Here is a 23,318-nt window from a genome sequence, read left to right as displayed (position 1 = left end):
TTGAATGAAATGCTTAAAGTAAAAATTAACGAAGCAGGGACAATACGCCCTGTGGAGCGGAGTTAGCTTGAGCCAACATAGATTGGGATGCTTGCAGCAAGATGTTGTTCTTGGAGAGAGCAACCATTTCCTTAGCCATATCAGTATCACGGATACGGGATTCGGAGGCTGTCAAGTTCTCAACAGTAGTCCCCAGGTTGTTGGAAGTGTATTCCAGACGGTTTTGTACAGCACCGAGGTTAGCCCGTTGAGTTGCAACTTTTTCAATAGCAACACTTACGTTAGAGAGAACAGTTGTAGATTTAAGACCAGTAAAGCCAGATGTTGCTACACCAGCGATAGCAATTGTAAATTTACTGTCATCAGCCTGTACACTAACATTAGAAGTAATTTTGATTCCGTTGAATGTAGTTTTAGACATGATGCTATCAATTTGCGAACCTAATTGATTCAATTCAGCATTGATATTAGATTTATCGCCAGCACCATAAGTACCATTGAGTTTTTGTACATTCAATTCTTTCATACGAGTCAGCATGGAGGAAACTTCGTTCATTGCACCTTCAGCTGTTTGAGCGAATGAGATACCGTCTTGAACGTTACGTTGTGCCTGTTCCAAACCGCGAATTTGACCGCGCATTTTTTCGGAGATGGAGAGACCTGCAGCATCGTCAGCGGCACGGTTGATTTTCAGACCCGAAGACAATTTCTCCATGTTCTTACTTGCTGCAGCATTATTCAGACCCATGTTACGGTGTGTGTTAAAAGCCGGTAGATTGTGATTGATAATCATTTGATATTTCCTCCCTGAAATGGTTTTATTCCCACATCCATGTGGTATTAGCGTCTTCACAGGTCGGCCGCCCTGAAGAATTACCGCTCTAAATTATATATCGACTTAACGGGTAGCATTGTTTATAGTCAATATCATTTTTTTTTTGACTTTAGTAATTATTTTTAATCCGTAGAGGAATTCATACCAAATCAATGCATACTTCTCAATCTCTGATGATTATTATTTGTTTGTTCCATCGAGATCTGACATAACATTCTTTATTTTTTCCAAATCCATAGCTGCACTTTGGTTATTCTGCTGGATAGCTTCGAAAATCTCTTTTCGATAGATATCAATATCCCTCGGAGCAGAGATTCCAACTTTTACGACGTCGCCTTCAACAGAGAGCACTGTAATCACGATATCATTCTGGATAACAATAGACTCCCCTTTTCTTCGTGTGAGCACCAGCATCAGGAATCACCGCCTTCACCATCTATTTCAGACTCTGACCACAAAGGATGTTTAGTAGTATATATGGTATTCTGTAATACAATTTGTTTGGCTTTAAAAGATTCAACATTAAAGATAAGAGGGGCTAGCAAATTAATCGTTATCTTCTCTCGCTCACTATGCCATGTCACGATACAACGCACTGCAACTTGTTCGGGATTGTTGACTTCTATATCCAACATCGTATCATCAGACAGGGAAAATTCGTAATCTGGTATAAAATCAAATGGATTAACCATAATAAAACTAATCTCTGGTTGGTCTACAGCGCTTAATAAGCTGAATACCTCGTTGTGCTCCTGAAGTAAAAACTCTTTCAACTGATCAAAACCTGGCAATCCTTTTGGAAATGAATATATGGGTGTTATAGTTAAATTTGCTCCCTCATGATGTACGTGGTCTGATGTCATTCTCTCATCCTCCTTGGGATATTAACAAAAGAAGCTATGGACTGCTTTGTCCATAGCTTCTCATTTCGGTTTCAAAGAATCAAGTCTATCTCATAAAATCCATTAGCGATGGTTGTAATATTTGAGCTGAAGATTTTAAAGCAGCCTCATAAATAGTCTGAGCAGTTGTTGACTTAATTAACACTTCGGCAATATCTGCATCCTCTACCTTGGACTGCAGCGTAGTTAAATTTAAATTACGGTCATCTAACCGGGCCTGAACCAATTCCACTCGATTTGTCCTCGCTCCCACTTCAGACAGAGCAGACTGCATTTTATTAGTTCTCGAGTCCATATTAGCAGTTTGTGCGGCTACTTGTGACGTATCACCGCTTGCAAGTGCAGCTATTAAATTATCCATTACTTTATAAACGTTATCAGCATCCGTAGATTTCCCAAAAAAATCGTTACCTGGAGTATTCACTTGGAATGTCGATTGATCACCAATGGCATAATTAACCGAACCAGAATCCGTATCAATTTGAGAAAAACTCGTTACTGTGCCAGATAACTCATATGGAACCTTATCATAATTTTGACCATTAAAAATATACTTTCCTCTTATTTGAGCATTACCAATATTGCCCATTTGTTCTTTTAATTGCTGAATTTCCAACTTAATTGCATCTCGGCCGGATTGAGGTAGTGTTCCATTAGATCCTTGTATCGTTAATTCTTTCATCCGTTTCATCACATTTGTTGCCTGCTGCATGGTTGTATCCGTAAAATCAAGCCAGCTCACGGCTGCGTCAGCATTGCTCTGGAATTGCTCATTAGAAGCAAGCTCCGCTCTGTAACGAAGTGAGTATGTCACACCCACCGGGTCATCGGAAGGCTTATTGATCTTGCGGCCGGTGGAGGCCTGATTGGACAGATCACTTCTAGTGCTGTTATTTCTGTTCAGATTGCTGAGCGTCTGCATACTCATCATTCCTTGAGTTACGCGTATAGACATTGATGTACCTCCTTCCGTAGATTAGAGACCTACTCGGCCTGTTCCGTTAATTAGTTTGTTAAGGAGCTCATCAAACGTGGTCATGAACCGGGAAGCTGCGCTGTACGCATGCTGAAACTTGATCAGATCTGTCATTTCTTCATCCAGCGATACTCCACTGACTGAAGCACGATTCAACGCTACCTGCTCTGTCAGCTGTTCCGCATTCTTGGCTTGACGTTCAGCTTCCTGTGTCTGAACACCCAGTTGTCCTACTATAGAGCTGAAATAATCATCAACTGTGCCTGGTGTAGACAAAGCAGCTCCAAAGTCAAATTTGGCTGTCTTTAGTCCTGCCATAGCTAATGCCATATCGTTATTTCCGATAACAACCTTCTCGTTGGTGGTGCCAACCCCAGTGACACGCATGGATGTGGAGATTTTGTTAGGGTCGGTTGCAATTAACGGATTAAGCGTAATATTGCCCGCTGTGATTGCTCCACTATCTTTGGAAGTAAAGAGTGCGAGCCCCTTCTCCGGTGTTGTGCCGCTCACAGTGTAACCTAATTGCAGCAGTCCATTAATTCCTTTGACGGTTACTTTGGTGTCCGCTGTTATCGTCCGGTTATTATTCGCATTCGAATATGTAACAGGTGTGTTATTGGCTCCGGTATTCAGGACAGTACCTTCAGGTAAAACTGTTCCGGCAGGCAAGGTGATTTCAATGTCACCATTAGCAAGGGTATTGGCTAACTGGTCCATCTGGACCTTATAATCGGAGACGTATTTATCTCTGGACATGAACATCCCATAGACTTCGCCGCCATTCAATGTCCCGCCGTCGTAAGCAGCCTTTAGACTCTCTGTTGTCACAGCTGTGACCTGATCACCGGTTACGACCAATTGTCCGCCTAAAGTGACTTGGTAGCCATCGTTTAGCTGGGTGACTTGAACATTGGCAAGCTTGGACAACTTATCGATCGCCAAGTCACGCTGATCCCTCAGGTCATTCGGATTATCTCCCAAACCTTCCAGTTTGGTAATGTTATTATTAAGATCTGCTACAGTCTGCAATAAAGAATTAATTTCTGTAGTTTTGAGAGAAACATTACTGGTCAGGTCAGAGGTCAAGGCATCCAACTGGGTGCTGATTTGATTCATTGCATCTGTAAGCGCCTGGGTCGTTTCTTTGATAATCTTACGGTTGGTAATATTCTCCGGGTCCTGACTTAGATCAGACCAGGCACTCCAGAAATTATCCAGAACCTTGCGAATACCAGTATCTGATGGCTCATTCACAATAGATTCAAGCTTTTGCAGGGTATCGAATCTGACATCCCAGCTGCCTGAATTTGAGCTTTCATTGCGGAATTGATCATCCAGAAAACTCTGTCTCACCCGTTCAATCGATGTGAATTCGACCCCAGCACCCATCTGACCGGCTGCTGTTGAGCGCAAGAATCCATAAGCTTCCATTGAAAGCGAGGCTTGCATCTTCACAACCTGTCTTGAGTAGCCTTCCGTATTTACGTTGGCGATGTTATGTCCTGTTGTATTTAACGCTGCCGTTTGTGTATTCAGGCTTCGTTTGGCGGTTTCAATACTGTGAAAAGTTGAAGTCATCTTTTACTCCTCCAAAATTAGGCCCGAGAATCAAAAAGTCCGGAGCGTTGCACCCCAGCTAATTTTCCCGCCGGATGATGATAAGTAGCTTCTGTCTCAGAATAATAAGACATGCTTTCAATCGAAAAATCTATATACGAGAGCGCTTGTTGCAGCAACTGCTGGTTCAGCGTATTTGCTTCTTTAAGCTTCTGCAAGGTTCCTGAAAGCTTCTTCTGGAGCTCCAGCAGTTTGTGTTTGTCTTCCAGATCAAACACGAGCCGGGATAGTTCGGTCAGATTGAGGTTCAGGTTGGAATTTATCCCGACCCCCCGCAAAAAAGCATACGCCGCTTGCCCCCGCTCTTCTTCCAGCTGTTCGATCAGCTTTAATTGCTTAGATTCCTTGTTGAGAATCTTGATAAGATCTTCTACCTTGTTTTCCTTAATGGTCTGCCTCTTAAAATCGGCCAGAGCAAGCATATGAACATGTACTTCATCCAGCCGTTCCAAGGATTCTAACAATGGTGTAAGTGTCATGGATGGGTTCACCTAATTCTCGGAGGATTGCTTAAAATAAGGGGCGAGTTTCTCTGCGAGTTTGGCTGCGTCTACTTCATAGGTACCTGCGGAGACCTGTTGCTTCAAGCTGTCAATCTTAAGTGCGCGTTCTGCATCAACCTTGCCGCTGTTCTGGGCTTGCAAGAGCTTAATAGCTTCGTCGGAAATAGAAACCTCATCTTTACGCGTACTCTTCTTCATTTGTTCCTGCCTTTGCGATTCCGCACTGCGTTGATACGGATTAATCGCATTAATTCGTCCGGTCTCGTTAATTTTCATAACTTCCACCTTCCTTTTGATATAAAAAAGCCGATAATCTTTACTAAGTTTATCGGCCTACGTTGAAACATTCTTTATAGCTGCAAACGTTTTTTTACAGAATTTATATACCGCGGAGCTTATCTACTGCCCGGTAGGCACCGTCAGATGACTTCTTAACAGGTTCCGCAGCAGCACTTTCTTTAGCAGCATTCGCAAGATCTTTCGTCAGACGGGAGCGGCAGCTGTCGCACATATGACCTTCACGGATCAAGGTTCCACACACTTCGCACGGCAGCATCATATTAGGCGCATTTGCTATGGAAATTCGGCCTTCGCGAATAAAACGGGTGATTTCCTTGATCGGAATCTCCGTAGCATCGGACAGCTCCTGAATATTGGTGCCTCTGTTTTTGCGCAGATATTCTACGCAGATTTCATATTGATGTTCAAGCTCTTTGAGACAGGACTGGCACAGGTCCATGATATTTTTGACATATAACCGGCCGCACTTTGGACAATTGTCTAAATTCATTTCGGCAGCGGCTCCCTTCTTACATTCTTTACAGTGAATTCACGTCTTATGCTCTAGATTACATGATAGCTGAAATTCCGTCTATGATTAGTATCGGCTAAAAAATCGCTTTAATTATATTATAATAGCAAAAAATATGCTAAACGGTCATATCAAAGGAGAAATCACATGATTCGTATTCTTGTCATTGAAGATGATCAGGAAATTTCCGGACTGCTCGAACGATATTTTCATAAGGAAGGCATGGAATGCATACGGATCGGGAACGGTCTTGAGGCAAAGGCAGCTTTTGAGAGCAACGGCCCTTTTCAGCTTGTATTGCTCGATCTGATGCTGCCAGGTATGGATGGACTGGAGGTGCTGAGAAGAATCCGTGCGGTCAGCTACGTGCCCGTGCTAATTATGACCGCCAAAGACGGGGAAACGGATAAAATCATCGGTCTCGGCAGCGGAGCTGATGACTATATCATTAAGCCTTTCAGTATCTTTGAATTAATAGCCCGTGCTAAGGCGCTTATCCGGCGGTATATTGATTTTTCAGCCGATCCCCTACTTGAACAAAGCAATCCATACATCTCCTGCGGCGATCTTCTAATTGATCCCGAGCAATGCTCAGTCCTGCAAAACGGTGTCTCCCTCGGTCTGACGGCCACGGAATTTCAAATCGTCTATTTGCTGGCCTCTCATCCCAAAAAAGTGTTCACCCGGGAAAATCTATATACCCGAATCTGGGGTGAAGATTATGCAGGTGCGGGTGCAGAAAACACCATTTCTGTACACATCCGCAGATTGCGCTCCAAAATTGAAGAGGATCCTTCCCTCCCCCGGCATATCATCACAGTCTGGGGAATGGGCTACAAATGGGGTGAAGCATGACGGTTCTTGTCCTTCTTATCAGCCTGATGCTTGCTGTCCTGTTGGCCATTGTCCTTGCCTTCCGCTTACTGCGGCTTCATCGCGAACTGAATCATGTCCATGAGTTTCTTTTGAACAAGACTACCTTCACAGAACCTGGACAAACTCTGCCCAATGAGCGAGTTCGGACCTTTAGCGAAAACCCTATACTTCGCAAGTTAGCTTCCAGCATTAACAGTCTTCTGGATCGTCTGCAAAATGCTGAATCCCGTACAAGGCAAGCAGAGGACGCGCATAAACGGCTGGTATCGAATATCTCACATGATTTACGCACCCCGTTGACCTCTGTGATGGGCTATTTGGAGGTACTGCAAACCGATGAGAATCTGAGCGGTGCGGAGCAGAAACAATTCATGAACATCGCTTATAAAAAATCACGCTCGATGTATGAGCTGCTGGATCAGTTTTTTCAATTGGCGAAGATTGAAGCCGGGGATCTCCCCCTGCAAAACGTCCCCATTGACATGAACAGATTGACCAAGGAAATGCTGGTCGGCCTCTATCCTATTTTTCTCAACCTGTCCCTGGAGCCTGTTGTGGAGATTCCGGAAAAACGCTTGTATGCGCTTGGCGATAGCATGGCCGTGGAACGCATCGTAGGCAATTTGCTGTCCAACAGCTTGCGGCACGGTGCTTCCTCCGGAAAGATCGGGGCTCGGCTCACCGAAACGGAGGATCACATTTCGCTTGAAATCTGGGATAACGGACCGGGGATTTCACCGGGGAACTTGAAGCTTATTTTCGAAAGAACGTACACGCTTGAACCCGCACGCACATCCGGCAGCAGCGGCAGCGGCTTGGGACTCACGATAGCCAGACAGCTGGCGCTCAAGCAGGGGGGAAGTCTCCATGCCGCTTCGATACCAGGGGAACGCACCTCTTTTATTTTACAGCTGCCTAAGGCTTCCTCTCTCTGAATTATGGAATATTAAAGAAAAAGTAAGAATTAAGTCATAGTTAAGTAAGGGTATTCCTCTAAGCTGAGTCCATACCTTTACTGAGGAGAGACATTCAATGATTCCTATTCTGCAAACCCGTGACTTAAGCAAGCACTACCGAAATGCGGCTGTGGTTGAAAATTTGAACCTGACCGTGCGCCAAGGTGATATTTATGGTCTTCTCGGCCAGAACGGAACCGGCAAAACTACAACTCTGCGCATGCTTTTGGGATTAATCCAGCCTACCTCAGGCAGCATCGAATGGCTTGGCAATCCGCTGCACAGAACGCTTTACAGCCGGATTGGCTCTATTATCGAAACTCCGGGATTCTATCCACATCTGACAGCCGCCGAGAATCTTGAAATTCACCGCCGGATGAGCGGCATTCCCGAGAGGGAATCCGTGATGGAGCATCTGAAGCTGGTCGGTCTGCAGCAGGCCGCACATAAAAAAGCAAAACAGCTCTCACTCGGCATGCGCCAGCGCCTCGGCATTGCCCGTTCACTCATGCATCGCCCGGACATGCTCATCCTGGATGAGCCGATTAATGGGCTTGACCCCCTTGGCATTAAGGATACCCGCGAGCTTATTGTAGACCTGCAGAAGAAGCGGGAATTGACCGTGCTGATCTCCAGTCATATTTTGGGCGAAATCGAGCTTATGGCCAACCGGATCGGTATTATGCATAAAGGCAAACTCATTGAGCAGTTGGATTACGAAGAGATCCAGGGCAAAAACCGCCACTATCTTGAGCTTAAAGTAGACGATGATCAGCAGACGGCCGTGCTATTGGAGCACCAGCTTGGAATTCACAAGTTCCAGGTGTGGGAAAAGGGGGTGCTCCGCTTGTACGAGGGCTTCGACTACAGCGGTGAAATCAACCGCCAGCTGGTGGTGCACGGGATTGAAGTGAAAGAGCTGGCCATCCGCGCCGACTCACTCGAGGATTTCTTCATTCATGTCACCAGCCAAAAGGAGCTGAACTAACATGCTGTACTGTGAATGGCTCAAGTTCCGAAAATCGCCGCTCTTCTGGCCTCTCCCCGCAGTAAGCCTGTTTGGCCCATTGTTGTTTATGGTAATGCGCCTCGGAGAGCCAATGTCTTGGGAAGGCTATCTCTCGAATGAAAAGCTGATGTATCCATTCATGATGGTAACCCTTTGGATAGCTCTAATAGCCAGTCAGATCATCTCCAAGGAATATACAGATTTTACGGCTTCCGTGTTATACACTTATCCACGCTCCAGAATGTCGATTATTTTCACCAAACTATTCATAGCTTTCCTGATTTTATTGGTCAGCACGTTTATTGAGTTTATAGGGATGTATATTACCATTTGGATTTTTAAAGGAGAGCCGTTGCCTACAGAACTGTTGAACGATCAATTGGCTCGCGCAGGGCTGTTCCTGCTGGGTCAGCTTGCGGTTCTGCCTCTGTTCGCTCTGCTCAGCCAGCTCAGCCGCTCACTGCTTGTACCCGTGCTGGTGGCAGTAGCCGCTACGATTACTAATCTTAGCCTTGGACTCAGCGGCAGCAAATTTTTTTGGTATTCGCCTTTTTCCGTGGTGGCTGCTCCCTATGTATCCGGTATTGGAACCATCGAGACCGGAAAGATCGTAATGCTGATTGTAATTGTGTTCCCGGTCTCACTGGCTGCGCTGCTCACGCATACCTTCAAAATGGAAGTGAAATGACCGTTCTAAGATCTGGCCCAGGTCAGGCTGTATATTTCCGCAGTGCAGCCCAAACTCGCGCTTAGCCGGATTACCGTTTCCGCGCACGCACGTATGGTGCTTCCTGTGGTATAAATATCATCAACAATGATAATCTGCAAAGGCCGGTCCTGCGGATTCAATGATTCCAACAGATCTTCAAAACTTGACAGAACTTTAGAATCTCGGCTAGCGGCAAAAGCGTGCTTCATATCTGCCAGCCGCTCTGCCCGGGTCTTAAAACTCTGTTTGCCGGTATGATGGGTACGGATCAGCAGCGGGAGCTGTGGTATCCCTCTGCGCCGGGATATAATCTCCGCCAGCCGCTCGGCCTGGTTGAACCCTCTCTCCACGAGCCGGGAGTCACTGACAGGAACAGGAACCAGCAAGTCGGCCTGCCAGAAGCGATTCCGCTCGTTTTTTCTGGCAGGAAGTGTGGTGTTTGAGAATCTGCTCTGCACCGGACGGCTGCTGTGCATTAGCTGCTCCCGTTCTTCCTTCAGAATGGAATATGCCCTGTCCAGCATCAGGCCAAGCATTGAAGCCAGCTTCTCATCGCCGCGATATTTGTACCGTCCCAGAATCTCACGCATCACACTCGTATAAGCAACCGCACTGCGGTTACACACAATTGGACCTGGCTCGCTGCTGCGGGTACAATCGGGACAGCCGACATGGCGTCCGCATTTACTGCAGCGTGGACAGCGAATCCAGGGAATAGCCGCTTCACAGCCCGCACAGATTCCAGGCAGTTCTGTTGCGGGCTGGCTGTGTTTCCCGCAGATCAGGCACTGCTGCAGGGAAGGGGCAAATAAGGATCGAACATTTGCCAGCCTTAAGCGTGAGAATTTCATATCCATCTCTCCTTGCTTATCAACCCTTGCCTGCGGGCAATGGCATTCATTGTCCGAATCTGCGAAATGGCTCCGCGCTGTGACCTTGTCCACTGAGAAGATAAAAAGATCACCGATCCGCCTGGATCGTCCTTCGACCTCCCTGCCCGGCCTGCCATCTGGACAAGTGAGGCCTCATCGAACAGACCACTGTCAGCATCCAGAATAAACACATCGCTTCGCGGGACTGTCACTCCCCGTTCAAGAATCGTAGTTGTCACCAGCAGGGAGATTGCCCGGCTGCGGAATCCGGCCACCTTCTCTGCTCTTTCCGGATCCTGGGATGAGGTGCCTTCAATGGTCTTGCCCGGAAAACTCCGGCGCAGAAGTGACAGCAGTCCGGCAATATGGGAAATCCGCGACACAAACACAAATATTTGCGCTTCCCGGGCAAAAGACCTGCCCAGCGCCTTCTTAAGCTTCCCGGGCAGAGTTCTGCGCTTCAAGCATAGCTGTACCGGCGCCATGGTCAGATGCTGCGGTACGGGCAGGGGATGACCATGAAAACGCACAGGTACTCTGGCATGCGGAAGTCTGCCGCTATGCGCTTGGCGCTGCAGCTCCGGTGGCGGCGTCGCCGACAAATAGATAAAACGGCCATCCGGCTTGCACGCATGCTCGGCAGCAAAGGCCAGCATTGGATCATTTATGTAGGGAAACGCATCCAGCTCGTCAATAATGACCAGATCAAAGCTCTGATGAAAACGCAGCAGCTGATGGGTGGTCGCCAGCACCATCTGGCTCTGGCCCCAGCGGTCCGGACTGCCGCCGTATAGCACGGAGAGCGTCCTGTCCGGGAACGCCCGGCCCAGCCGCGGAGCCAGCTCCAGTACGACGTCGCGCCGCGGTGTCGCTATCAGCACGCGTCCCCCGGCGCGTAGCACCGCCTCCAGGAGCGGGAAAGTGATCTCCGTCTTTCCCGCTCCTGTAACCGCCCAGAGCAGGAACCGCTCTGGGCCCTGGGCGGCGGAGCGCTGGCGCGGCTCCGCCAGGAACCCCAGTGCAGCGCCGGCGGCTCCCGCCTGCGCGCTGCTCAGTCCCCACCGGCGCGCTGCTACGGTGGGACTGACACCGGCCGTACACCGTACGGCCGGAAGGGCCGCGCTGCGCAGCAGCAGCGCGCAGGCCCGGCTGCGCCCGAGCGCGAGGCAGGCCTCGCAGTAGGCGCAGCCGGCGAGGCCGCACGCGGCGCATGCCGTGCGGCCGGTGGCGGCGCTGCCGCAGCGCAGGCAGCGCATGTCCGCGCGGCGGGCGACAGCGCCGCGCAGGGGCAAGCGGAGCCGCGGCAGGCGAAGCGCCGCCGCACGCAGGAGGCTGCTTGCGTTAGGCAGCCGCGCACGGACATCCTTGCCTTCGCTCTCTCTCCATGTAGCACCACCCAGTTCCCTGCTGCAAGCGGCCTCAAGCTTCAGCCGCCCCTGCAAATGTGCGAGCTGCGCTGCAGCTTGCCAAGTGTTTGCCAGTTCCGGATCCTTCTCCTCCAGTAGCGCTTCAACTTCAGACTGCAGCAAAGACCGGCCGGACAGCGCCTCCACTAAACGATCCGCCTGCGCGCTGAGTGCAAAACGCTCAGTCCGCTCCTTAAAACTGGCGGTTGGATGAACCTGGGTACTGTTCTTCCATTCGCCCCCCGCTTCCCGCTCCCCATTAATCTCAGCCTGCAATAGATTAGCCAGATAACCAGCCCAATGTTCTTCCGTCCATTCCTGCATGCCCTTCACAGGTTTGACATTGTCACGAAGTTTGACTGCCCAACCGAGCGGTAGATCCGCAGAAAGCAATACCCGTTTGTCCGCAGACTGTCCATTCCAGCCTTCACCTCCCGCCCCGCTCCACCAGACATTGTCTACCTGGATATTCAGCGAAACCCACAGGTGCCAGCGTTCCTTATCCTTCACAGCATATAGGGCAACCCTCATCCGCAATCCCTCCTTAATTTATCCTGAGACACAAAAAAGCACACCACTCCATTCATGGAGAGTGTGCTTCACCCGATTCTTGCGTATTTAGTTCTCATTCGCCGCGCTCTGATTGATATCCCCCGCTTTCCGGCATCCGCATAAACGGCAGCGGAGCAGTTGTGCCGGGAAACCGCAAATCGACCAGTATACCCTGCTGTAACGGGCTTTCTGCCTGTAAGCTACGATTGTGCATGAACCGGGCCACATCAATGGAAGAACCGCTGCAAGCCAACCTGGAAGCCACAGCTATCGTAGCATCACTTGAATCATCGTCCATTACTGTCACCCGAAATAACTTTCCGGTCAGAAAAGCATGAATACCGATTACCCGGATATACCACTCGACAACAGCTTCATGATTACGGGTAATGAGAATATAATGCAGCCGCTTCCCAGAACGTGCCGTCTGCCGGGTCAGTTCCCGGTTGCGCAAAATATGAACAAGGACAACTGCGGATCCGTATATAACCGCAATCCAGATTAACTGGGCTACCATGGAGATGCACCTCCTCTGTATACCGACACTATATGCCGGAGTTAAAAGGTCGGTGCCTGCCCATGGTTCCAACAAGACTGGGTATAGCCGGGTACATATTTACATCAGCGTTTTGCCAAATCGAATATAACTGCGCACTGAAACAATACGTTTGATTACAGCTGAATCGCTGCAGTCTGTTATGTAATGTTGTTCCGGATCATTGGGATTCTCCAAAACGTTCAGTTAAGGTTAAGCCTGTTATAGGGTTACCCAGCCGTATTTGATAGAATTAATGACTGCTTGAGTACGGTCGTCAACTTCCATTTTTTGCAAAATACTGCTGACATGGTTCTTAACGGTCTTCTCGCTAATAAAGAGGTACTCTCCGATCATCTTATTACTCTTGCCTTCGGCCATCAGCCGCAGTACCTCTGCCTCGCGCCGGGTCAATGGATTGTTGTCGCCTGCGACGAATTTGACGCCTGCTTCCTTAACGGCCGTTTCGGTCATTGCTCCCGTCTCATTGAGATAGGTCATGCGCCGCAGCTGATTAATCAGCTTGCCCGTAACCTTGGGATGGATAAATGCATGGCCTTCACAGACGGAACGAATGGCGTTAATAAGCGACTCTGCCTCCATATCCTTCAGCAAATAGCCATTGGCACCCTTGCGCAGTGTTTCAAATACATAGCTTTCATCATCATGAATCGACAAAATAATAACCTTGACTTCGGGGAACATTTCACGCAGCTTTTGAGTAGCCTCCACACCGTTCTCGATAGGCATATTGATATCCATAAGCACGATATCCGGTTTATTGACATTGCAAAACTCCAACACCTGGATGCCGTCACCGCATTCGCCAATGACTTCAATGTCATCCTCCATATTTAAAATACGTTTCAGCCCTTCACGAAACAATTGATGATCATCGGCCAAAAGAACCTGAATGGGCGATTTGCCAGAACTTGTGTTCTCCATCACATTACTCCTTTCTCTTATCCACATTCGTCGGAATGTGGATTACAATTGTTGTGCCCTGATTCTCCGCTGACAAAATTTCCATTCTTCCTTCAAGCAGTTCCACCCGCTCCCGCATGCCTACCAGTCCAAAGCTTTCACGGTTGCTCTGCTCGCTTACCTTCTTAACATTAAAGCCTAATCCATTATCCTTTACGACGATCTTAATCAGCTGCGCCTGATAAGTGATCTCTACTAGCACATAGCTGGGAAAGGCATGCTTGGCCGCATTGGACAAGCCTTCCTGAACCAGGCGGTACACCGCCGCCTCCATGGCAGAAGACAGCCTGTGCTCCTTGCCCCTCGTTTCAAAGGAGGTTCTGATCTTCGTCTTCTCCTCATAATCATGAACGTATTTACGGAGTGTCGGGATCAGCCCCAAATCATCGAGAGCCATCGGACGTAAATTAAAAATCACCTTGCGCATTTCTTCGAGGCTGTATCGAACCTGTCCCTTTAAGTCTATTACTTCGTCCTGCACCAGGGCAAATTCCTGCTTTACCAGCATTCTTTCTACAATTTCCGTCCTAAGGACTAAATTCGCCAGCATTTGAGCGGGACCGTCATGAATTTCCCGGGCAATTCTCTTCCGTTCCTCTTCTTGAGCCAGGATTATTTTTAGTCCGATCATCTGCCTGTTCTTCGCAGTTTCGACAATTCTAGTCACTTGTCCTAGTTCTCCGGACAAATATTCCAGGACAACGCTCATTTGCGAACCAATCGATTCGGCACGTTCCACTGAGTTCTCCACACTTCGAACCCGCTGTTGCAGTTCATCCCGTCTGCTCCGGAGATAGGTTTCCCTTTCCCTTGTCATCATGAGCTCAAGCTGAAGCTCTGTCGCCTTCTCATAAGCAATCCGGATATCTTTCTCCGAGTAGCGGACAAAATCCCGGCTAACCTCAGTCAGCCGGATGCGGGAGCGGTGGTACTGCAGCTCCAGTTTGTCTACCTTTTGCAATGTTTCATCCGTTTCTTCCATAACGCGCTGCAGTTCTTTGGTGAGTGCAACAAGCTCATCCCGTGCAACCTGCAATATTTCAAATATCTGATACTTGCTGCTCTCCATCACGTCGATGGTATTCTTAATGACGCGATCTATCGCATCGGCCTGAAATTCCACGGATGCTTGCCCCATTTCTATCGAATCGTATTAAAGGCTTTCCTTTATACTAACATATCACGATTCGATAGTTACGGTCTTCGTGTTCTGTTCCCATTTTACGGTCAAACCTAGCTGTTCTGAGACCAATCTTAGAGGTACTAAAGTCCTGCCCTGTAGGATCAAAGGAGCTACTTCAGCACTCTGCCGTTTCCCGTTCAACACATATTCCTTGCTATTCACAGTAAGTTCCATAACTTTTGCACCGCGCAATACCAAGATCTTCTTGGTGCTCGAATTCCAACCCGCACTGCCGCCAAACGCGTCCATCACATATTTAATCGGCACATAAGTACTCTCCCCCTTAACAACCGGAGCTACGTCAATGGGTTTATCCGTTCCGTTCAGCGCCATGGATTTGGAACCAATTTTCATTACAGCGGTTCCCTTCGGAAGTCCGGCTTCACTGGAAAGCGACGGCATCACAAAGGAAAGATTGTCAAAAGCAACGGTGCCGGTTTTGGCCCGCTCGTCTTGTCCTTCCTCTACATTCACCACATACAATCTCTTTAAGGAAGCAGGGAATTTAATTCCGGAGCCTGACAAATCAATATTCAAGCTTTTCCAGCCGTTCCAGTCGATAACTTTGGCCAAATCAATATAAGCTGTAGTTCCGCTGCTGTCCACTACTTCAGCCCGCAGCCAATTTAAACTCATATCGCCCATGACATCAAGCGACATTGAGGTCGCTGCTGCCGGGATGCTTTTACCGCCCGTACCATTGAATTGGGCGTAGGCATACATTTTGCCACTGCCGGCCGTCATATCATAGCTGAGCGACAGCACCTTGGAGCCTGCCCGTTCAGCACTGCCGGCCGTAACCCCCACAGATCCTGTTACAGTGTTGACATTGGAAGTAAAGGCAATCGGATAGGTTACATTCTCAAAGTCTTCCCAGGTAGAAGCTGCTGCTGCCGACAATACAACTGCAGTGCTGAAACCATCATAACGGGCTATCGCATATCCGGTAGTCACACCAGGATTGACAGAATCAACTGTGAGCTTGCCATCCTGCACACTGCCCTTAAAACCGACGAACTCCCATTTGAGTGCTGAATTCGGTACTGAAATTGTCGCTCCGCTCTTGGCAGCTGCCGTCACAGGCACGGATACCGATGCACCGGCCGTAAGAGGCGCTGTAGCCGTTCCGACAGACAGACCGTTCAGATCTTCACCACCCAGAACAGTGACCTTAGTAGACGCGCTGGCGGTACCGCTGGTCGCTGTCAAAGTGACTGTCCCCGGTTTCACTCCGGTCACTTCCCCTGTATTTACACTTGCACTGCCATTGCTTGCTACCCAAGCCGGGTTTGCTGCAGCTACATCGATTGGATTATAGTACGTATCATAGCCTTTTAAAGAATAGCTTTCCTTTTGTCCGATCAGAAGCACCGGGCTGCCGCTGATTTTAATCCCTTTCACTTCGCCTTTTGGAGCAGATGTAAATACTCCAAGCCCGTTGACAATGCTGCGCTGCTCTTTGCCATACTCTGTATTAAACGTTAGAGTGGTGGAGGTTTCGGCCAAAGGCCGGTCTACCATCGTTGTAGAGCCGCCTCCGTCCAGATTAAGCCCCTTCCAGACACCGATGTTCGTCATGAAGGATTGCAGCTCTGCCAGCGACATTCCGGCACTGTTCTCATTCTTCTCGGCTGCGATAACATAGGCATACTGTCCATCCTGTGAATACCCCAGTGCTGTGCGGGCACGGTAACCGCCAAGACTGCTGGTTGAGCGCGAGAAGGTCGCAGCTTGGCCGCCATTGACCAGTATCGTATGTCCACCTATCATCATCTGCAGATTGGCGGGATCGAGCTCCTGCTGCGTTGTTTTGGAGCGTAGCGTATAGTCTGTGACCAGCTTTTGCCCTACAGCCAGGTGCCCCGTAACAAACTGCGAAGCTAGTCCATGTGTCCGCAGAATATAGGCACCTTTAGGAACTGCTATTGCCAGAGGTTTACCGGCTTCTGAAATCTGGGTAATGATATCATTTTCAACCAGAACCTCTGTGGGGCTGGCCGAGCTGTCCTTTGGCCGCTCCCGCGCTGTCCAGGCATCCGTATAAACATAGGCTGCATTGGCATGGCTGTATGTGGAACCGCCTCCATCCGGAGTATAGGCTCCTTTGTTGATGCCGGATAACGGGAATTGTGAACCATCCTCCGCCGTCACCAGCCCTTCAAACGTATATTCGTCGATCACAGGCTTGCGGTCCTTGGTAACAGCAAAGGCGTACATTCCATTAAGCTGCGACGGCGTTGAAACAACGACTCCGCCCGTTACCTGTCCACCGATAGGCGCGCCTTCACCATTTGTATTGAAATAGTCTCCATTAACTGCCGCCACTGCTCCGGTTTCCGCAGCCATACCGCCTGTGCTTTGGCGCGTAGTCAAGTTGCCGCCTTTGCCGGTCATAACGTCTAGAGATACGTAGGGGTTATTCAGATCTACACGAATTACATCCGCGAGCCCTGTCGCATTCTTGCCGGAGCGGGTGGTGGAGAATTTATATTTCATCATCACTGCCCCTGAAGTGATTACCTCTTCACCCAATTTGGTTACTTTGATAGAGGCTGCTGCTTGAGCCAACGATGCGGTTCCTGGCCCGAAATGAGGCAACCCTTCACTGCCGATTACCGGCATGATCCACAGCACTCCTGCCAATGAAGCGGCGATCCATCTTTTAGCTGGCGACATTTTCATTCCCCGTAAATCTGCTCTGCTATTCTTGTCCTTGAATACTTCATTCATTTCAGCGTAACTCTCCCATCTCATTGTTAAAAATTTAAACTTCCCCATAGGTTCACATCTATTTTCAAAAATCTATAAACCGTTTTCTATGTTCCCGTTATACCTTTAATAGACTGAATTTATGGGAAAAAGTTGCGAATATTACTAGATTCATCAATTTGAACTGACAAAAAGCGCCCGGCGCAAAACCGGACGCTTGAGAGCGGACATACAACTATTGTCGGTAGAAATGGCACACTCGGATACTCATGCGCTTGCAAGTGGAAACGGCTTCGCCGTCCTCAAAAGGACAGTATCCGTTTCAGCGAGAAATAGAAGGATAATTTATAGCTTGAAGCATATAAATTCTTATATTTTTACAAAAAACCGGCCTTTGTCAGCATCCGCTGCAGCATTACTGCTGCTTGAGAGCGGGTGGCATTGCCTTGAGGCTGAAACTGGGCGCCAGGCATACCCAGAATAATTCCTTCCTGCACAGCTTTGGCCACAAACTCGGCACTTTGCCCCGAAACCTTGCTCTTATCTTTAAAGGCCGAAAGTACGGATGTTGATGTGCCGCTAAGCGTAATCGGATTTTTGGTGTATTCCATAGCCCGAATCATCATTGTCGCCATATGCTCACGGGTAATATTGGCGTTGGGACGGAACGTGCCATCTGTATTGCCGGTTATAATTCCGGCCTTGGCCGCAGCACCAATAGCATCCCCAATTTGGGTAGAGGCTTGAACATCACTGAAGCGCTGTGCTGTCTCACGGTCACCAAGCAGCCCAAGTCCTCTGCTTAGCATCACCGCGAACTCGGCACGGGTAATCTTCTGCTCCGGCTTAAAGGTGCTGCCGTAGCTGTTGTCTATAATGTTTTTGGCTGCCAGCAACGCTACACTTGATTTGCTCCAGTGCCTGCTCATATCTGAAAAGCCACGGGTAGACAGGAACGTCCCTACCACCTGATTGCCTACCACCTTCGCCTGAATGAAGGTATAGCTTCCTGCCCCGCTGATTTTGCTAGGCAGATATGCCGCTTCAGAGTAGACAAGATCCAGTCTCGCCGCTAATGTCTGGTCACTGACTAAAGAAGAAGTTGTACGGGCTGTATATTCACCCGGAACACTTAGAACCGTACTATTAGAATAATTGCCGCTGACCGCAGCGGTCAAACGGATATCCATAAGGCTGGTTACACTCTGCAGTCCCTGAGTTTTAAGCGTTGCCTCTAATGGCCCAAACGTGCCGGCAGGTACCTTTTCAAGTCTTAACACCAGCGAAATATTGCTGCTGTCTGCAATTAATTTGGACGCAAGGCCGGTCATATCTATGTCATTTAGTGCTAGATTGTACAGGCTGTCTCCATAACGTATAGCAAAGGTTGCCTTACTGTCGCGTTTGACTGCTTCCAGCAGGGGCTTGAACGGTACAACTACATAGGCCCCCAATTCCGTGGAAGGGACTTCGAATGCCAGAGACGGACTGCCCGTTTTATTGAGATAATCATAGCTGGCAGTCAATCGGTCAGCCGTAAGGGTATATCTTTTTACCGACTGGTTATATAAGGAACGGTCTTCCGCAGAAGCTGCGGAGTCCCCTTTCAATAGCGGATACTCTTTGCCAAATTCACTTGCTGCCAGAGTTCCCAGATACGAAGGACGCCCGGTTGTGGATGTGCCTACACCGGTGAGATTCTGAACATAAAGTGAGCTGAATGAGGCAAGCGCACTGCCGTTCAGATCCAGAATATTACCGGAACCGGACATATAGGATAAAACGACGGTTTGTCCGGGTTTGACTACCGTGGACAACAGCAGCTTCAATGTACTTCCCGATACAGTATACGATTGTATACCCACGCTGCTACCATCAGCTCTCACACCAAATTGGTTGGTGTACAAGCTTGAGGACGCCTGCATATTTTTGCTGAAGTTTACAATAAGCTCATCACCGGAGATGGTCGCTGAATTAATAAACGGCACTGTTGTTGTACCGTTACTGTTACTGCTGGTGCCTGAAACCGACACTGGCTGCAGGTTAATGTAAGCGGCCCGGTTGCCGTTCAGATCACTAACTCCGGCCGTTCCCGGTACATAAGAGATCGTAGTCGAGTTATTCGTGTTCAAGGCACTCGCTAGCGTCAAGGTTACCAGATTCCCGCTTACTTCTACGTTTGTCACATAATTAGGTGTATTCCCCACAAGTACGGAGAATTGGCTGTTCATCGGCAGATTAGCCGTTGACAATCCCTCATTATATGTAAGCACAATCTTATTTCCAGAGCCTGCAGCGCTTTGATAGACAGGTGCAGTTGAATCACTGGTATTACGGATATAAAAATCGTTAAAATTCGCTATATTCTGGCTATATTGATCTTGGACAGGATAAGATCCGGCATAATAGGCTAGGCGAATCGTCTGTCCATTCGGTGCATCACTACTTAGCCCCAGAATCACCGTGGAGCCACTGGAAGTGGAGGAAACCACTCCAAGCGAAACACCATCCGCATAAACAGAAAACTGGCTGAAGGCGTTGGTGGAAATCGCTTTAAGCGTATCATTGAAATTCAGCGTTAGTGTTTTTCCTGACAAAATTCCGTCCTTAGGTGCAGGAAGTGCCGTTTGGACTGTATTCGTTACCTGTCGTAGTGAAAACGTAGATGCTGCATTGCCGGCGGCATCCTGAATCGTTCTAAGGCCACCCGTATAGGCTATTTTGACAACTTGGCCTACTGCTACACCCGTGCTAAGGGTTACATACACACTGTCGCCTTGGATATATACACTCTCTACTGTCCTTCTCTCATCGTTGACGGTTACATTAAAGCTAGAAGACAGCAGAGCAACTGACGGACGAATTGCTTCATCATACTTGAGCCGGATCGTGCGGTTACTTTCGAGCTGTGTAGACACCAGAACCGGTGCCCTCTTATCTAATGCCACCGTTCGGAAACTCCAAGAGTTTTTCCCGCTGAGTCCCTCATATGAATTCGGATTATTTTTTTCAACAAAAGCACCTGGAGGAACATCAACGTAATAAACCGTATCGTTTTCGAGCGTATTTGAAGGCACGATTACGAATTCACTGTCGTTATTCCCGATTACTTTTGATCCTAATTTAGTTCCATTGCTCTTATACAGGCTCACAGGATTCGTCTCAATATATTTACTTGGACGGTTGAAGGTAATCTTAATGGGCTGATCAAGCGCCGCAGATTCACTGCGGTCTGCCGGGCTGAGCGAGTCTACAGCGTAACCTGTTTGTGAGGTAGTTGTAAAACTCCATACATATGGTGTTCCTGAGGCAGGAAAAGCATTGCCATCTTGGTCATTAAACGCGCCTGCAGGAATAGTGACTGTGTAAATAGTATTATTCATCAGCGGACTCGTCGCCGATGTCGATGCCACCGTTATGGTTCTGGTCCCACCACCGGTAACAGCCGAGGAGTTCACATCAAAGTATCTTGTATCCGCTGCATTAGTGGAAGATAATTTGATCACTCCATTAACCGGCGTCATCGGCTGGTCAAAGTTCAGCTGAATGTTGCCGGCTGGGGATACGGCAGTAGCACCACTGGCTGGGGATACATTTACCGCAGCGCCTGTTCCCTTTGTGGAAAAACTCCAAATGTTCCCACTAGTTATTCCAGCGAAGGTTTTATTCTCATCATCCTTAAAGGCATAAGGATCGATTAGAACATAATAACTTTTTCCTGCCGTAAGTCTACTAGCAAGATTCAATCTCACTATCGTGGAAGAGTCATCGCTTTGCAAATTGACTGAATAATCTCCATCATTGACCTTGAATTCCTGAACAACCGAATTGTCTGCCGAGGAAATGAGTTTAATGGATCCACCGCTCTTTTGCAGCTTCTTGTTCAGCTTAAAGCTAAGCTGAGTCAGTGTTGCGGAATCTACCCGTGAATAGTTCGCCGGATTGAATTCGCTTGCCCCAATATTCAGGTTCATTTCAGGTGATGTGGTAAATGTCCATGAAGCAGCCGCTGAGTCAGCACCCGCCCCGTCCTTAAACAGTCCTCTGGGAACAGTGACGGTATAGGTTTTGTTCTTCTCCAGCTGCTTGCCTAATTTAACTTCGTATTCCGTAGAATTGCTGATTAGCCCAGAACTGCCGATAGGCACCGTCACATATGGCGTGCCTGAGTCTCGCGTAGTAAGAGTGATATCTCCACTCTGCGGATACACCTGACGATCGAATTTCAGCTTAATGGAGGACGATACATTTACATTGACCTCACCTGCTGTTGGTGAAGTTGCCATGCTGAATTCGCTTGCAGCATAAACTGCTGAATTCCCGGGACCGATTGACGAATACCCTGCACTGAGCAGCAGATCCCCTGCCAGAATGAGTGCTGCTAATATTGAAATTTTCCTTTTCATGCGGTGATAGACTCCTCTCAAGCCATACTTTCGTCTTTACATATATTCTTATATTTCGGCTAAACGGCTTCCAAAGTTTAGAAGAGTTCCTCTATAAGATAAGTTCACTTATTTATAGTTTCAGCATAACCATACAAAAAAGCCCGTAAAAGCAGCTCTTCCATGATAAGAAGAATTGCCTTTACAGGCCTGATCTAAAGCTATAATTTATATTCCAGCCTGGTCTTTAAGCATTTCTGCCTTGTCCACACGTTCCCAAGGAAGATCAATATCTGTACGTCCAAAATGACCGTAAGCTGCAGTTTGTCTATAAATCGGCTTGCGCAGATCCAGCATGGAAATGATTCCGGCCGGCCGCAAATCGAAGTTGCTGCTGATTAACTGAGCCATTTTTTCCACACTGATTTTACCTGTTCCGTATGTATCTACATTAATCGAGACAGGATTAGCAACGCCAATGGCATAGGCCAGTTGAATCTCGCATTTGTCGGCAAGACCAGCGGCCACCAAATTCTTGGCGACATAACGGGCGGCGTAAGCTGCGGAACGGTCGACCTTAGTCGGATCCTTCCCTGAGAATGCCCCTCCACCATGACGGGCATATCCGCCATAAGTATCGACAATAATCTTACGCCCAGTCAAGCCTGCATCACCTTGCGGACCGCCAATAACGAAACGGCCTGTCGGATTAATGAAGTATTTGGTATTCTCATCTAGCAATTCGGCAGGAACAACCGGCAATATAACATGCTCTTTAATATCAGCCTGAATTTGCTCAAGCGAAATTTCTTCGGCATGTTGTGTGGATACCACTACAGTATCTACACGTACCGGTTTTTCGCCATCATACTCAATGGTCACCTGTGTCTTGCCATCAGGACGCAAATATTCCAAAGTGCCATTCTTACGGACCTCAGACAGGCGCCGGGCAATACGGTGGGATAAAGCAATGGGCAACGGCATCAGTTCAGGCGTTTCATTCGTAGCAAACCCGAACATCAACCCCTGATCACCGGCACCAATGTTGGCGGTTTCTTCAGCAACCTGTGCAGGGTCGCGGTTCTCCAGCGCAGCATTTACACCTTGGGCAATATCTGCAGACTGCTCATTCAACGAGCTGAGAACGGCACAAGTATTATAATCAAAGCCATATTTCGCCCGTGTATAGCCAATTTCCTTAATCGTATTACGTACAATGGCCGGTATATCTACATACTCCGACTTTGTACTAATTTCGCCAATGACGAGCACAAGACCCGTTGCTACCGCTACCTCACAGGCGACACGTGCATTTGGATCATTAGCCAGAAAAGCATCCAGTACCGCATCAGAGATCTGATCGCAGATCTTGTCCGGATGTCCCTCCGTTACGGACTCGGAAGTAAATAAATGACGTCCTTTAATCGACATGTACAATAACCTCCCATATGGATAGTCTGACACTGTATAAGGGGGCTCCTTAACAAATAACAGG

The 23,318-nt window shown here is 48.3% G+C and carries 20 protein-coding genes; 4 read left to right on the top strand and 16 right to left on the bottom strand.

Annotated features, from left to right (window positions below; all coding sequences use genetic code 11):
• Positions 1-25: 25 nt before the first annotated feature.
• The 8 genes from ACQ76X_RS08745 to ACQ76X_RS08710 form a co-directional block, all read right to left on the bottom strand.
• On the bottom strand, positions 26-793 hold the full coding sequence (locus ACQ76X_RS08745) for a flagellin (RefSeq protein WP_438493032.1): 768 nt from the start codon (positions 791-793) through the stop codon (positions 26-28).
• Between the two features lie 222 nt (positions 794-1,015).
• Positions 1,016-1,249 (bottom strand): carbon storage regulator CsrA, encoded by a 234-nt coding sequence (csrA, locus tag ACQ76X_RS08740; RefSeq protein ID WP_340896280.1) that lies wholly within the window; start codon positions 1,247-1,249, stop codon positions 1,016-1,018.
• Positions 1,249-1,698 carry a flagellar assembly protein FliW gene (gene fliW / locus ACQ76X_RS08735; protein WP_438493029.1) on the bottom strand — a complete coding sequence of 150 codons (450 nt, stop codon included), beginning with the start codon at positions 1,696-1,698 and terminating at the stop codon, positions 1,249-1,251. The genes csrA and fliW overlap by 1 nt, the downstream gene beginning before the upstream one ends.
• Positions 1,699-1,783: 85 nt before the next feature.
• Complete coding sequence (flgL, locus tag ACQ76X_RS08730) at positions 1,784-2,692, bottom strand: flagellar hook-associated protein FlgL (protein ID WP_438493027.1); 909 nt, start codon at positions 2,690-2,692, stop codon at positions 1,784-1,786.
• A 21-nt stretch (positions 2,693-2,713) separates the two neighbouring features.
• Positions 2,714-4,294, bottom strand: a complete 1,581-nt coding sequence (gene flgK / locus ACQ76X_RS08725; RefSeq protein ID WP_438493025.1) for a flagellar hook-associated protein FlgK — start codon at positions 4,292-4,294, stop codon at positions 2,714-2,716.
• Between the two features lie 17 nt (positions 4,295-4,311).
• A complete protein-coding gene (locus ACQ76X_RS08720) occupies positions 4,312-4,812 on the bottom strand; it encodes a flagellar protein FlgN (protein WP_438493023.1) in 501 nt (166 codons plus the stop codon).
• Positions 4,813-4,824: 12 nt separating this feature from the next.
• Positions 4,825-5,112: a flagellar biosynthesis anti-sigma factor FlgM gene (flgM, locus tag ACQ76X_RS08715; protein WP_038597336.1), complete on the bottom strand. Its 288-nt coding sequence runs from the start codon at positions 5,110-5,112 to the stop codon at positions 4,825-4,827.
• A 103-nt stretch (positions 5,113-5,215) separates the two neighbouring features.
• Complete coding sequence (locus ACQ76X_RS08710) at positions 5,216-5,626, bottom strand: TIGR03826 family flagellar region protein (RefSeq protein ID WP_438493022.1); 411 nt, start codon at positions 5,624-5,626, stop codon at positions 5,216-5,218.
• 168 nt (positions 5,627-5,794) lie between these two features.
• On the opposite strand from ACQ76X_RS08710, the gene ACQ76X_RS08705 reads away from it, so the two are divergent.
• The 4 genes from ACQ76X_RS08705 (at position 5,795) to ACQ76X_RS08690 (ending at position 9,176) form a co-directional block, all read left to right on the top strand.
• Entirely contained in the window at positions 5,795-6,502 is a 708-nt protein-coding gene (locus tag ACQ76X_RS08705) for a response regulator transcription factor (RefSeq protein WP_438493020.1), read from the top strand.
• The gene (locus ACQ76X_RS08700; RefSeq protein ID WP_438493018.1) at positions 6,499-7,458 is read left to right on the top strand and encodes a sensor histidine kinase; all 960 of its coding nucleotides are present in this window, start codon (positions 6,499-6,501) and stop codon (positions 7,456-7,458) included. The genes ACQ76X_RS08705 and ACQ76X_RS08700 overlap by 4 nt, the downstream gene beginning before the upstream one ends.
• 97 nt (positions 7,459-7,555) lie before the next feature.
• Positions 7,556-8,467, top strand: coding sequence for an ATP-binding cassette domain-containing protein (locus ACQ76X_RS08695; protein WP_438493016.1), 912 nt, complete (start codon positions 7,556-7,558; stop codon positions 8,465-8,467).
• A 1-nt stretch (position 8,468) separates the two neighbouring features.
• Positions 8,469-9,176: an ABC transporter permease gene (locus ACQ76X_RS08690; RefSeq protein WP_438493012.1), complete on the top strand. Its 708-nt coding sequence runs from the start codon at positions 8,469-8,471 to the stop codon at positions 9,174-9,176.
• A 5-nt stretch (positions 9,177-9,181) separates the two neighbouring features.
• Here ACQ76X_RS08690 and ACQ76X_RS08685 read toward each other — a convergent pair whose 3' ends face one another.
• From ACQ76X_RS08685 to metK, 8 genes are all read right to left on the bottom strand, one after another.
• Positions 9,182-10,048 carry a ComF family protein gene (locus ACQ76X_RS08685; protein ID WP_438493011.1) on the bottom strand — a complete coding sequence of 289 codons (867 nt, stop codon included), beginning with the start codon at positions 10,046-10,048 and terminating at the stop codon, positions 9,182-9,184.
• Positions 10,045-12,006, bottom strand: coding sequence for a DEAD/DEAH box helicase (locus tag ACQ76X_RS08680; protein ID WP_438493009.1), 1,962 nt, complete (start codon positions 12,004-12,006; stop codon positions 10,045-10,047). Before ACQ76X_RS08680 ends, ACQ76X_RS08685 begins: the two co-directional genes overlap by 4 nt.
• A 94-nt stretch (positions 12,007-12,100) precedes the next feature.
• Positions 12,101-12,544, bottom strand: a complete 444-nt coding sequence (locus ACQ76X_RS08675; protein WP_438493007.1) for a hypothetical protein — start codon at positions 12,542-12,544, stop codon at positions 12,101-12,103.
• 240 nt (positions 12,545-12,784) lie between these two features.
• The gene (locus tag ACQ76X_RS08670; protein WP_438493006.1) at positions 12,785-13,507 is read right to left on the bottom strand and encodes a response regulator; all 723 of its coding nucleotides are present in this window, start codon (positions 13,505-13,507) and stop codon (positions 12,785-12,787) included.
• A 4-nt stretch (positions 13,508-13,511) separates the two neighbouring features.
• Positions 13,512-14,669 (bottom strand): sensor histidine kinase, encoded by a 1,158-nt coding sequence (locus ACQ76X_RS08665; RefSeq protein ID WP_438493004.1) that lies wholly within the window; start codon positions 14,667-14,669, stop codon positions 13,512-13,514.
• Between the two features lie 57 nt (positions 14,670-14,726).
• On the bottom strand, positions 14,727-17,459 hold the full coding sequence (locus tag ACQ76X_RS08660) for a stalk domain-containing protein (RefSeq protein ID WP_438493002.1): 2,733 nt from the start codon (positions 17,457-17,459) through the stop codon (positions 14,727-14,729).
• A gap of 356 nt (positions 17,460-17,815) precedes the next feature.
• Complete coding sequence (locus ACQ76X_RS08655) at positions 17,816-21,844, bottom strand: Ig-like domain-containing protein (protein ID WP_438493000.1); 4,029 nt, start codon at positions 21,842-21,844, stop codon at positions 17,816-17,818.
• 207 nt (positions 21,845-22,051) lie between these two features.
• Positions 22,052-23,254, bottom strand: a complete 1,203-nt coding sequence (gene metK, locus ACQ76X_RS08650) for a methionine adenosyltransferase (protein ID WP_438492998.1) — start codon at positions 23,252-23,254, stop codon at positions 22,052-22,054.
• Between the last annotated feature and the right edge of the window lie 64 nt (positions 23,255-23,318).

The sequence above is a fragment of the Paenibacillus sp. IHBB 3054 genome (assembly GCF_051594305.1).
GTDB lineage: Bacteria > Bacillota > Bacilli > Paenibacillales > Paenibacillaceae > Paenibacillus_AQ.
The sequence above is the reverse complement of the archived record's forward strand: the minus strand, read 5'-3'. Positions and strand labels throughout refer to the sequence as shown.